Here is a 12464-nt window from a genome sequence, read left to right on the forward strand (position 1 = left end):
TTATAGAGTTTGCGATTGAGCAGGAGTTGATTCGGATCCTTGACGCATTGGTTTCGCAGCTACTCCATTGAAGAACAAATTAAGGAGAGTGGCGACGATCGCGGTTAGTAGAATAGGACTTTCAAGAATAGGCCCTAACGCAGACGGTAACTTATTGAAGAATTGCGGAGACACTACCGGCAGCAGGCCTACCGCAAGGCTGATCGCCACTATATAAAGGTTGCCCACTTTCTTGAAGTCTACCCGAGCCAAGACCTTCATCCCGCTAGCAGTCACCATGCCGAACATTACAATGCCCGCACCACCCAACACAAAAGGAGGTATGGAGGCGACGAAATACGCGACCTTCGGAAATAACCCAAGCACAATCAGTATCATTCCGGCAAAAGCGCAAACCCAACGGCTCCGTACCCCGGTGATACTCACCAGGCCTATGTTCTGCGCATAGGAGGTGTAAGGGAACGTGTTGAATATGCCGCCAATCATAGTGCCTGCAGCATCAGCACGAAAACCCCGAACCAGCGTTCGCTCGTCCATTGGTTTCTCTACTATCTCGCCTAGGGCGATGAACATTCCGGTGGACTCGATGAAGGTGACCAGCATCACGATGCACATGGCTGCGATTGGCCAGATATGGAAGGTCGGTATGCCGAAATGAAAGGGCTTGATAAGCCCGAACACTGGTGCTTCCTGAATCCCCTCCAGGCTTACTAAACCCGCCACCGCCGCCACTGCGAACCCAAATACTAGCCCTAGAAGTACAGATATGTTATTCAGAAAACCCTTGGCATACCGCACAATTAGCAGAATACAGACCAACACTGCGGCAGCGATTCCAAGGTAGAGAGGTCGACCAAAGTCCGGATTCCCAAAGCCGCCGCCAGACCAAGCGGCAGCTACGGACATTAGCGAAAGTCCTACTGCGACGATCTCTGTTCCCGTCACCACGGGCGGGAAAAAACGCAGAAGTTTCCCCACCAATGGCGCGACAGCCAAGCCGAACAAACCAGCAGCGATGGTAGCCCCAAAGATTCCCGACAAGCCCACTGTAGCGTCGGAACCGATTGCAATCATGGGGCCAATAGCTGTGAACGTTACCCCCATCATTACAGGCATGCGAATACCTATTGGCCCCACACCTAACGCTTGAATGATCGTGACGATCCCGCACGCGAATAGGTCGGCGTTGATTAGAAAAGCGATGTCGGCCTTAGACAATCCAAGCGCCGCACCCAGCACCAATGGAATCGCCACGGCACCGGCGTACATCACCATTACGTGCTGGCATGCCATTAAGAGCATTGAAATGAAGCGCGCATTATTTCTAGGTGGAGAGTTCTTCATACAGACCTGCGCTGTGGGGCTCCTTGCTTATGGCAACTGGCTGGAGCTAGTAGTCGAAGTGGACACTGAAATGCCAGATTGGATATCTGGTATACCAGTAGCCATCTGACGCAAGCATCCTTCATGCCAGATCCACAAGCTGTCTCGGTGATCAGGTTTCTGAGGGCTGCGCCGGGAGTTTATGTTGGGCTTTTCGACCAAAACGCCCCTTTTCGGACCATTTTCTGCGGAGGCTCCCCAAGACAGTGCCAATCCCGCCGGAGAAGGCGGTGTGATAGGCTACCCGGCTGCTAACTTCCATTGATAGCTGGTGCCATGCTCACTCAAAAAATTGTTTCCGCTATTTCAGACGCCATCTATCATCGCCGACTACCGCCAGGGACCAAGCTGAACGAGCGGGACATCGCTGAGCTGTTCGAAGTAAGCCGCACCGTTGTAAGGCAAGCGTTGATACGCTTGTCACAGGATCGGCTGGTAGTGGTCTCGCCTAAACGCTCCTCAACAGTTGCCTGCCCCACCTTCGATGACGCCTACCAGCTGTATCAAATGCTGCTGGTCATGGAAAGTGGGGTCATTGACCAGTTGACCCGCAGCATCAGTGAAAAAGATCTAGAAACTTTACGGGCTCATACCCTGAAGGAGCGAGTTGCCTTCGAAAACCACGACCACGATCTTGGCGACCAGCTTGGCCGGCAGTTTCACTCGCTACTCATTTCGTTTCTGCAGAACGACATCCTGAATCAAATCCATACCCAGCTTCGACGCCAAGAAGCGCTTATCAATGCCTTGTACCGTTCAGGATTCGACTACTGTCAGCTACGAAATGAGCATTCCCGTCTGGTCGACTGCCTCGAACTTAAAGATGGCGAATCGGCTAAGGCCCTGCTGGCCTCGCACTACAACCTGGTCATTAAGGGCTACAAGTTCGACACCGCAGTGCCCCCAGAAATCGACCTGAAATCGGTACTTGGTTTGTAGCGACGGAGGGTGTTGACGCTGCATCCACCCCCACAAGTTTTTCACTAGGCAGGGTGTTTAGGGACTCTCCGATCAAGTCAGCACAGGCAGCCGGACCTGTGCTGAAATAGCGCTCCGTTCATCCACGCCAAGAAGTCTTGCCCATGAGTCAGATGAGCTTCTCCGATTTCGAATATGCCGGTAAGCGCAAGCAAACCCGTCGTGAGCGTTTCCTGGCCGAGATGGAACAGGTCGTACCGTGGAGCGGACTGGTCGCATTGATCGAGCCGCATTACCCAAAGGCAGGTGGCGGTCGCAAACCCTATCCATTGGAAACCATGCTGCGCATTCATCTGCTGCAAAACTGGTTTTCACTGAGCGACCCCGCTATGGAGGAAGCGTTGTACGAGATCACCTCGATGCGCCAGTTCGCTCGACTGACGCTCAGCGCCCCGATCCCCGAAGACACGACGATCATGAACTTCCGGCATCTGCTGGAGAAGCACCAGTTGGCGGCGGGTATTCTGGAAACCATCAACGCGTACCTGCGAGACAAAGGCTTGTCGCTGCGCCAGGGCACGATCGTCGATGCCACGATCATCCACGCCCCCAGTTCGACCAAGAATAAGGAAGGCAAACGCGACCCGGAAATGCACCAGACGAAGAAAGGCAACCAGTACTTCTTCGGCATGAAGGCGCATATTGGTGCCGATGCTGAGTCGGGCCTGGTACATCACGTCCACGGCACTGCCGCGAACGTAGCTGACGTGACGGAGGTCGCTCAGCTACTGCATGGCGAAGAGAATGTCGTCTGTGCGGATGCGGGCTACACAGGCGTGGAAAAGCGGCCTGAACACGAGGGGCGCCAGGTGATATGGCAATCGCTGCCCGCCGCAGCACCTACAAACACTTGAGTAAACGCAGCGTACTATACTAAGCCAAGCGCAAGATCGAAAAGGCCAAGGCGCAAGTACGTGCGAAAGTGGAGCACCCGTTCCGGGTGATCAAACGCCAGTTCGGCTATGTGAAGACTCGCTTTCGCGGCTTGGCCAACAACACGGCGCAACTGACCACGCTATTTGCGCTGTCGAATCTGTGGAGCTCGCTCGTCATGCTTAACGGAATATTCAGGTCGCAACAAACGACGCCCTTTGCGATCAGGTTCCACAACACGGGGATCAGCTCACCGCGCTGCTTGGGATCAGGAGCAAGCATTCCGAGGAGGTTGCCCACACTGATCAAGTTGTAGCTTTCAAATACACCCACGACTTGGGCGCGCTGAAGCGGGCCAGGCTCTCGGCTTCGAAACGGCCAAAGAAATTTGACGTTATCCAGATATGGCGTGCGGATTTCCCGTTCCGTGTAGACCTCAAAACGCCACCCGCGCTCAGCGCAGTACGATTTTGCCGCGCGAAATTTGGGCAACAGGTTTCGCCACTGCTCGCGAAAATTCGCTCGGTATTTGACCTCATAAAGGATTGGCGGCGGTGATGACGCCGATTCCTGGAATGTGATGAGGCCGTCGGGCGTGTACGACCGCTCCTCACCGGCATCGCCCTTGTATTCGATCCTAACGGGCTGAGGTAGGAAGCTGCTGACGCGGCGATCGAAGCGGACAAGCTCCATTAGGTCGCGCTCGAGGGTCGATTCAAACCGACCCATCAGCGGTACGATGCCTGTGACGCTACGACCGCTAACGCCGATGCTGCGGACCGGCAAAGTGGGCAGAGCCTTCTTCATTCTCATTGATCTCTAGAAACTAACCGTATTTTCTCATTTTACGATGTGTTTTACAGAGGCAGCAGCCGGCCGCAACCGGGCGAAATCACCCTCGCCCACCATGGCGTGCTGTTTCTCGATGAACTGCCAGAGTTCGAGCGGCGTGTGCTGGAGGTGCTGCGCGAGCCGCTGGAGTCGGGCGAGATCGTGATTGCCCGGGCACGCGACAAAGTGCGCTTTCCGGCGCGCTTTCAGCTGGTGGCGGCGATGAACCCATGCCCTTGCGGCTACCTGGGCGACCCTACTGGCCGCTGCCGCTGCAGCACCGAGCAGATCGCGCGGTACCGCAACAAGCTATCAGGGCCGCTGCTGGACCGCATCGACCTGCACCTGACCGTGGCTCGCGAAAGCACCACGCTGAACAATCAGCCCTGTGGTGAAGCCAGTGCCGATGTGGCAGCCAGGGTAGCGCAGGCGCGGGAGGTACAGCAGCGCCGCCAAGGGTGCGTGAATGCGTTTCTCGACCTCGACGGGTTGCGTCGCCATTGCGGCTTGACGGCGGCGGACCAAGCTTGGCTGGAAGGGGCCTGCGAACGGTTGACCTTGTCGTTGCGGGCAGCGCACCGGTTGTTGAAAGTGGCGCGGACACTGGCGGACCTCGAGGGTTGTGAGGCAATCGGCCGGCCACATCTGGCCGAGGCCCTGCAGTACCGGCCGGGGAGCAGTTAAATTGCCGTGGCTGCAAAGCGGCCCTGGAAATTTCAGCCCCAGCAGCAGAACCTGCATTTGACAGCGCCCTGCGGCAACTGTCCTTCTTTACGGGACAATGTTTCTCCCGGACAGCTGATTGTCTGCCCCCCCTCCACCCCTCAAAATCGTCGGCCAAACTGTTCAAATGCTGCCCCGGCAGCTCATGGAGTAAGAGCCAATGCCACACGAAGGCAGCCTTCTGCAAACCGCGGTGATCTTTCTGCTCGCGGCCGTCGTCGCCGTCCCCCTGGCCAAGCGCCTGCAACTGGGTGCCGTGCTCGGCTACCTGCTGGCCGGTGTAGCCATCGGCCCGCAGGCACTTGGCCTGATCCGCGACACCGAAAGCGTGGCGCACATTTCCGAGCTGGGCGTGGTCCTGCTGCTGTTCATCATTGGCCTGGAGCTGTCGCCCAAGCGCCTGTGGCTGATGCGCAAGTCGGTGTTCGGTGTGGGTACCGCGCAGGTGCTGCTGACCGGCGCGCTGCTCGGTGCCATTGCCCTGTTCGGCTTCAGCCAGACGCTGCCGGCAGCCATCGTCCTCGGCCTGGGCCTGGCGCTGTCGTCCACCGCCCTTGGCCTGCAAAGCCTGGCCGAGAGCAAGCAGCTCAACGCCCCGCACGGCCGCCTGGCGTTCGCCATCCTGCTGTTTCAGGACATCGCTGCGATCCCGCTGATTGCCCTGGTACCGCTACTGGCCGCCAGTGGGCCGGACGCCAGCCACGGCGATAGCCTGCAACACGGCCTGAAGGTATTTGCCAGCATCGCCGTGGTGATCATCGGTGGTCGCTATCTGTTGCGCCCGGTGTTCCGCACCGTGGCCCGCACCGGCCTGCCGGAAGTGTCTACTGCCACCGCACTGCTGGTAGTGATCGGCACCGCCTGGCTGATGGAAGAAGCGGGTATATCCATGGCCCTGGGCGCCTTCCTCGCCGGCCTGCTGCTGGCCGACTCGGAATACCGCCACGAGCTGGAATCGCAGATCGAGCCGTTCAAGGGCCTGCTGCTGGGTTTGTTTTTCATCAGCGTGGGCATGGGCGCCAACCTTCGCCTGCTGCTGGACATGCCGCTGGTGGTGCTGGGCCTGACCCTGCTGCTGGTGGCAGTAAAGCTGGTGCTGCTGATCGGCGTCGGGCGGCTGGTCGGTGGCCTGAACAGCGCCAGCGCCCTGCGCCTGGGCATGGTACTGGCGGCCGGTGGCGAGTTCGCCTTCGTGGTCTTCAAGCTGGGCAAGGACCAAGGCCTGTTCGACACCCAGACCTACGACCTGCTGCTGATGACCATTACCCTGTCGATGGCCATCACCCCGCTGCTGATGCTGGGTTGCGCCCGTGCCCTCAAACGCCCGCAACCGGCCCGTGAAGTGCCCGAGCAGTACAAGCAGATCCAGGCTGATACGCCGCGGGTGGTGATTGTCGGCATGGGTCGCATGGGCCAGATCGTCGCGCGCATCCTGCGGGCGCAGAAGATCCCGTTCATTGCCCTGGAAACCTCGGTGGACGCCATCGAGATGACCCGCATGTTCGAACAGGTGCCGGTGTTCTACGGCGACCCGCTGCGCCCCGAGGTGCTGCACGCCGCCAAGGTGGGTGAAGCGGAGTACTTCATCATCACCATCGATGACCCAGAAGCCGCCATTCATACCGCTGAACGGGTGAAACGCCTGTACCCGCACCTGAAGGTGCTGGCCCGGGCACGTAACCGCCAGCATGTGCACAAGTTGGTGGATGCAGGCGCCGAGCCGATTCGCGAGACGTTCTACTCCAGCCTGGAAATGACCCGCCGCGCGCTGGTGGGGTTGGGCTTGAGCGATGAACAGGCGGCGGACCGTATCGCACGGTTTACCCAGCATGACGAAGAAGTGCTGGTGGCCCAGGGGCAGGTACGCGATGACCGGGCCAAGGTGATGCAGACGGCCAAGGAGGCGCGGGTGGAGCTGGAGCGGTTGTTTGATTCGGATGCGGTTTGAGTAGTCAGGCGAACACCAACCGCTCTATTTGAGGATGCTCACGCTGAGCGGCTTGCCAAAGATCGTAAGCTGCCTGTTCGGCAAGGTATTGCCGGGCAGGCCCCAGGCCTGCCAGCTCAAGCCGATAAGCAAGATCGGCAGAAATGGCGGCGCGCCCATTGAGTACCGTGGACAACTGCCCCCGCGAATAGCCGAGGTGGCGAGCTAACTCAGAAACGTTCATGCCAATTGCGGGCAACACATCTTCTCGCAAAGACTCCCCAGGATGGGGTGGATCGAACATAGGCATGACTCAAGCCTCCTAGTGATAATCCAGATAGTCAACAAGCTCCACATCGGTACCCACGAAGCGGAACACCACTCGCCAGTTACCCGAGACATTTACTGCCCAATAGCTTTCCAGCTTTCCGTGCAGAGGATGAAGACGGTAACCCGGCCGGTTCATGTCTGCTGCGGTTTGTGCAACTTCAAGAGAAGCCAGTAAACGCCGCAAGCGATTCACATGATCTGCACGCACTCCAGACGTGTCACGATGCTGATGGAGCAGCCTCAGGCCTTTGTGCCTGAAACTTCTTATCACCGATGGTTGAGTGTAAGGTCATGCCTTACACTTTTCAAGCTAGCGTTGGCGCTGCGCATGGAGTCACTCCTGAAAAATTTCCGGGTGCTCAGTTTGCTCTCGGCGTGCCCGTTTAGCGCCGTTATGCCTTCCGCTCTTTCGTGTAGGAGATTTCCGAGAAAGGTTTATAGCGTGGGGCCACGTCGTGCCCACCCCCTCCTGCGTGAACAGATGACACAGGCAAAAGCCTGTTCCGGAGCAACCTGAATGCGCTCGAAACGGCAGAAGGTTGCTTGAGTCGTTGCGGAAAGGGATTGAGCCACAGTCCATGAATTGATGCTGCCTGTACCGCCCTCTTCGCGGGTGAACCCGCTCCCACAGGATCACCACTGGTTCTGAAACTGTGCAGTACCTGTGGGAGCGGGCGTGCCCGCGAAGAGGCCGGTACAGCAAACAAAAAAAGCCGGCTCCCTGCAGAGGGAGCCGGCCTTCGTGCGTACTGCTACTGGTTTGCTTACTTACCCGCAGTCAGCGCGTTATAGCTGGTCATCAAATTGCGATAATCCGGAATGTGGTTGGAGCACAGCGCAGCCAGCCCTTCGACATCGTTGCGCCAGTCGCGGTGCAGCTCGCAGGCCACGCCGAACCAAGTCATCAGCTGCGCACCGGCCTGAAGGGTTATGAATCTTTCAGCAATCCGGGGTGTTTCGCGTTGATGGGCACAGATTAAAATCATCACCTTTGCTGCACTAGACTGCGAAAACCGCCCTTAGCGTTCCGTTTGGAGAACGATCATTGGAAGACCTCAACTCCCTCTACTACTTCACCCAAGTCGTGGAGCACGGCGGCTTCGCCCCGGCCGGGCGGGCGCTGGACATGCCCAAGTCGAAACTCAGCCGCCGCATCGCCGACCTTGAAGACCGCCTGGGCGTGCGGCTGCTGCACCGCACCAGCCGGCACTGCTCGCTGACCGAGATCGGCCAGGCCTACTACAACCGTTGCCTGGCCATGCGCGTGGAGGCCGAGGGCGCGGCGGAAATCATCGAACGCAACCGCAGCGAGCCGCGCGGGCTGGTGCGCATCAGTTGCCCGACCACCCTGCTCAACTCCTGGGTCGGGCCGATGCTGACCCGCTACATGCTCAAGTACCCGCAGGTGGAGTTGTTCATCGAAAGTACCAACCGCCGTGTCGACCTGCTGCACGAGGGCTTCGACATCGCCCTGCGCGTGCGCTTTCCGCCGCTGGAGAACACCGACATGGTGATGAAGGTGCTGAGCAACAGCACCCAGTGCCTGGTCGGCCAGCCGCACTACCTGGCGCAACTGCCCAAAGGGTTTGACCCGCAGCTGCTGGGCACGCTACCCAGCGTGCATTGGGGCAGTGCCCAGCGCGAGTACCAGTGGGAACTGTTCCAGGGTGAGGACAACAGCCGCAGCATCGTCATCCCGCACACACCGCGCATGGTGACCGATGACCTGTTTGCACTGCGACATTTCGTGGTGGCCGGGGTGGGGATCGCGCACTTGCCGAGGGTGGCGGTTCGCGAGGACCTGGCTTCGGGGCGCTTGGTGGAATTGCTGCCTGAGTGGCACCCGCGTTGCGGCATCGTGCATGCGATCTTCCCGTCGCGGCGGGGGTTATTGCCGTCGGTGCGCGCGCTGATCGATCATCTGGCTGAGGAATTTGCGATCAGCGACATGGCGTGAGTCGGTGGCTGTCAGTCACGGCCCTTTCGCGGGACAAGCCCGCTCCCACAAGTTACCCCACTGCCCTCGGGATGGGTGGTGAACCTGTGGGAGCGGGCTTGTCCGGCGAAGCGGCCGTCATTTATCCAGGCAAAGCAGCTCAGAAAGCAAAGCAGGAACAACCCAGCGAACCCCAGAAGCCCTGGAAGTCACTCACCGGGACACTCGAATGCCGTGCCTTCTCATGGCTGTGCGCATGCACCCCGCATGGCCCGCTGCACTGGTGCACGGCGGCTACCAAAGATGGCGTACCCACGCGCCAGTGCCCCGGCACCTTGGCCACCGGCGACCACTCCGGCAGTACCGGCACCTGCGCAGGGCCAAGCTTGTCGAACTCGCCAGCGCCGTACACCACCTTGCCATCGACGATGGTCAGCACCGACTCGATGCCCTTGATCGCCTCTTCCTCAACACTGAAAAAGTCCAGCGACAGCGCCGCCAGGTCGGCCAGCTGGCCCACCTTGATCTGGCCCTTCTTGCCCTGCTCGCTGGAGAACCACGCGCTGCCTTGGGTGAACAGTTGCAGTGCGGTGTCGCGGTCCAGGCCTTCCGGGTACAACTCCATGCCGCCGACGGTCTTGCCGCTGACCAGCCAGTACAGCGAGGTCCACGGGTTGTAGCTGGACACGCGGGTGGCATCGGTGCCGGCCCCCACAGGCACGCCCATGTCGAGCATGCGCTTGATGGGCGGGGTCTGCTCGGCAGCCTTGGCGCCGTAGCGGTCGACGAAGTACTCACCCTGGAAGGCCATGCGGTCCTGGACGGCGATACCACCGCCCAAGGCGCGCACGCGCTCGATGTTCTGTGGGGTGATGGTTTCGGCGTGGTCGAAGAACCACGGCAGGCCGTTGAACGGGATGTCGCGGTTGACCTTCTCGAACACGTCGAGCATGCGCGTGATCGATTCGTTGTAGGTGGCGTGCAGGCGGAACGGCCAGCGCTGCTCGACCAAGTGCCGCACCACCGGTTCCAGCTCCTCTTCCATGGTCTGTGGCAGGTCCGGGCGTGGCTCGAGGAAGTCCTCGAAGTCGGCGGCGGAGAACACCAGCATTTCGCCGGCGCCGTTATGGCGCAGGAAGTCGGTGCCGCTGTGCAGCTTGACGCTGGAGGTCCACTTCTTGAAGTCGTCCAGCTCTTCCTTGGGCTTCTGGGTAAACAGGTTATAGGCGATGCGCACGGTCAGCTGGTTATTGTCGGCCAGCTCCTGGATAACCGAATAGTCGTCGGGGAAGTTCTGGTAGCCGCCGCCGGCGTCAATGGCACTGGTCAGGCCCAGGCGGTTCAGTTCACGCATGAACTGGCGGGTCGAATTGACCTGATACTCCAGTGGCAGCTTCGGCCCTTTGGCCAAGGTAGCGTAGAGAATCATTGCGTTCGGGCGGGCGATCAGCATGCCGGTCGGGTTGCCGAACTTGTCGCGCTGGATTTCGCCACCCGGCGGGTTCGGGGTGGCCTTGTCGTAGCCGACCGCCTTGAGCGCAGCGCGGTTGAGCAGCGCGCGGTCATACAGGTGCAACAGGAACACCGGGGTGTCGGGCGCAGCCTGGTTGATCTCCTCAAGGGTTGGCATGCGTTTTTCGGCAAACTGGAATTCGTTCCAGCCGCCCACCACGCGTACCCACTGCGGGGTGGGCGTGCGCGCAGCCTGGTCCTTGAGCATGCGCAGGGCATCGGCCACCGACGGCACGCCTTCCCAGCGCAGCTCCAGGTTGTAGTTCAGGCCACCGCGGATCAGGTGCAGGTGCGAGTCGTTCAGGCCGGGGATGACCGTGCGCTGCTTGAGGTCGATGATCTGCGTGGTAGTGCCCTTGTGGGCCATGGCCTCGGCATCGTTGCCCACGGCGATGAAGCGCCCATCCTTGATCGCGACAGCAGTCGCGGTAGGTTTTTCGCGGTCAACGGTGTGCAGTTTGCCATTGAACAGAATCAGGTCAGCGGTCATGGAACCTCCTTGGATGGATGCGTGAGCGGAACCGGCCTGGCCGGCGAAGGGCAATGCGGACCAGAGCGCGCCGGCCGCACCGAGCACGGTGCTGGTAGCGAGGAACTGGCGACGGGTCTTGTCGTTGCGGTCCTGGGACATAGGCTTCTCCGACTGGGGCCGGCAGGGCGACTGCGAAGCATGCCGGTTGACGCAAGGTCAGGGCTTGGCTGGATGTGCGGTGGGTTGAAGAAGGTTAGCCGTGTTCAAACCTTTTGCTGCCCGCGCAGCCAGTTGGCGCAGCGGCGGGTTACCCAAGGCATGATGTAGAACACCACGGGCAGGATGACGAACAGGTTGACGATCAGGTTGCCGGTGATCGGGCCGCCCAGCTGCGGGAAGCGTGCGAACAGCGGCGCTAGCAGCTGCGGAATGATCATGGTCATGGGGCAGATCACCAGGTAGGTCAGCAACGCCTGCTTCCAGCGTGGCGGTTGGGCCGGCGTGGAGTTCGTCGGGCTAGCGAGAACCTGGTGTTGCAGGCATACGGTCACCACTTCGCGGTTGTGTTGGAGTGCGGTGTTCATCGGCGTTCCTTGAGATGAGCGTGCCCGCATTCACTGTGCAACGGCGAACGGGCGGTGGATTGGATGGGTGTGCTGCCCTTGGCGGGCACCGACTGGCGGTGCCCGGGGCGGTCGGCTTACTTGCCGGCGTTGAAGGCGTTGTAGCTGGTCATCAGGTTGCGGTAGTCCGGGATGTGGTTGGAGCACAGCGCGGCCAGGCCTTCGACGTCGTTGCGCCAGTCGCGGTGCAGCTCACACGCCACGCCGAACCAGGTCATCAGTTGCGCACCGGCCTGGCTCATGCGGTTGTGGGCGGCGTCGCGGGTCATGGCGTTGAAGGTGCCGGAGGCGTCGGTCACCACGAACACATCGAACTCTTCTTCCAGGGCCGCCAGGGCCGGGAAGGCCACACACACTTCTGTCACGACGCCGGCGATGATCAGCTGCTTCTTACCGGTGGCCTTTACCGCCCTGACGAAATCTTCGTTGTCCCAGGCGTTGATCTGGCCTGGGCGGGCGATGTACGGGGCGTCCGGGAACAGGGCTTTCAGCTCTGGCACCAGCGGGCCGTTGGGGCCTTGCTCGAAGCTGGTGGTGAGGATGGTCGGCAGGTTGAAGAACTTGGCCAGGTCAGCCAACGCCAGCACATTGTTCTTGAACGCGTCTGGTTCGATGTCACGGACCAGGGACAGCAGGCCAGCCTGGTGATCGACCAGCAGTACGGCGGCGTCGTCTTTGTTCAGGCGGTTGTATTTGAAGTTGGTCATGGTCGTTGCTCCTAAGGGTTTCTGTTTTCAGTAAGTTGGGTGTTTCGCGTTGATGGGAGAAGATTAAAACCATCACCTTTGGAGCGGTAGATAGTGGTTTTTGGCTTTAGCGTTCTGTTTTATGAACGATAGATTGGCGTTTTATTTGCTGGCCTCTTCGCGGGTAAAC

The 12464-nt window shown here is 59.9% G+C and carries 10 protein-coding genes and 3 pseudogenes; 5 read left to right on the top strand and 8 right to left on the bottom strand.

Going from position 1 to position 12464, the window contains the following annotated elements:
- On the bottom strand, nt 1–1344 hold the full coding sequence (locus tag LU684_RS07685; RefSeq protein WP_009682464.1) for a nucleobase:cation symporter-2 family protein: 1344 nt from the start codon (nt 1342–1344) through the stop codon (nt 1–3).
- Between the two features lie 315 nt (nt 1345–1659).
- On the opposite strand from LU684_RS07685, the gene LU684_RS07690 reads away from it, so the two are divergent.
- Entirely contained in the window at nt 1660–2322 is a 663-nt protein-coding gene (locus LU684_RS07690; RefSeq protein WP_023662964.1) for a GntR family transcriptional regulator, read from the top strand.
- Between the two features lie 143 nt (nt 2323–2465).
- Nucleotides 2466–3400: pseudogene (locus LU684_RS07695) on the top strand (IS5-like element IS2000 family transposase); the annotation flags it as partial.
- Here LU684_RS07695 and LU684_RS07700 read toward each other — a convergent pair.
- A complete protein-coding gene (locus tag LU684_RS07700) occupies nt 3322–4047 on the bottom strand; it encodes a TnsA endonuclease N-terminal domain-containing protein (RefSeq protein WP_132476296.1) in 726 nt (241 codons plus the stop codon). The pseudogene LU684_RS07695 and the gene LU684_RS07700 sit on opposite strands and share 79 nt — an antisense overlap.
- 51 nt (nt 4048–4098) lie before the next feature.
- Here LU684_RS07700 and LU684_RS07705 point away from each other — a divergent pair.
- Nucleotides 4099–4749: pseudogene (locus tag LU684_RS07705) on the top strand (ATP-binding protein); the annotation flags it as partial.
- Nucleotides 4750–4948: 199 nt separating this feature from the next.
- Nucleotides 4949–6736, top strand: a complete 1788-nt coding sequence (locus tag LU684_RS07710; RefSeq protein ID WP_096426907.1) for a monovalent cation:proton antiporter-2 (CPA2) family protein — start codon at nt 4949–4951, stop codon at nt 6734–6736.
- A 4-nt stretch (nt 6737–6740) separates the two neighbouring features.
- Here the strand turns inward: LU684_RS07710 and LU684_RS07715 are convergent, their stop codons facing one another.
- From LU684_RS07715 to LU684_RS07725, 3 genes and pseudogenes are all read right to left on the bottom strand, one after another.
- On the bottom strand, nt 6741–7025 hold the full coding sequence (locus LU684_RS07715) for a HigA family addiction module antitoxin (RefSeq protein WP_024717670.1): 285 nt from the start codon (nt 7023–7025) through the stop codon (nt 6741–6743).
- 12 nt (nt 7026–7037) lie between these two features.
- Nucleotides 7038–7316, bottom strand: coding sequence for a type II toxin-antitoxin system RelE/ParE family toxin (locus tag LU684_RS07720; protein WP_080642829.1), 279 nt, complete (start codon nt 7314–7316; stop codon nt 7038–7040).
- 493 nt (nt 7317–7809) lie between these two features.
- Nucleotides 7810–7968: pseudogene (locus LU684_RS07725) on the bottom strand (hydrolase); the annotation flags it as partial.
- A 122-nt stretch (nt 7969–8090) separates the two neighbouring features.
- Here LU684_RS07725 and LU684_RS07730 point away from each other — a divergent pair.
- Nucleotides 8091–9002, top strand: a complete 912-nt coding sequence (locus LU684_RS07730) for a LysR substrate-binding domain-containing protein (RefSeq protein ID WP_016489788.1) — start codon at nt 8091–8093, stop codon at nt 9000–9002.
- Between the two features lie 139 nt (nt 9003–9141).
- Here the strand turns inward: LU684_RS07730 and LU684_RS07735 are convergent, their stop codons facing one another.
- From LU684_RS07735 to ycaC, 3 genes are all read right to left on the bottom strand, one after another.
- A complete protein-coding gene (locus LU684_RS07735) occupies nt 9142–10983 on the bottom strand; it encodes an amidohydrolase (protein ID WP_161775552.1) in 1842 nt (613 codons plus the stop codon).
- Nucleotides 10984–11228: 245 nt separating this feature from the next.
- Complete coding sequence (locus LU684_RS07740; protein WP_016489790.1) at nt 11229–11549, bottom strand: hypothetical protein; 321 nt, start codon at nt 11547–11549, stop codon at nt 11229–11231.
- 116 nt (nt 11550–11665) lie between these two features.
- Nucleotides 11666–12295, bottom strand: coding sequence for an isochorismate family cysteine hydrolase YcaC (gene ycaC / locus LU684_RS07745; RefSeq protein ID WP_016489791.1), 630 nt, complete (start codon nt 12293–12295; stop codon nt 11666–11668).
- Nucleotides 12296–12464 lie beyond the last annotated feature (169 nt).

The sequence above is a fragment of the Pseudomonas sp. NMI542_15 genome, assembly GCF_021283425.1.
Taxonomy (GTDB): domain Bacteria; phylum Pseudomonadota; class Gammaproteobacteria; order Pseudomonadales; family Pseudomonadaceae; genus Aquipseudomonas; species Aquipseudomonas fortuita.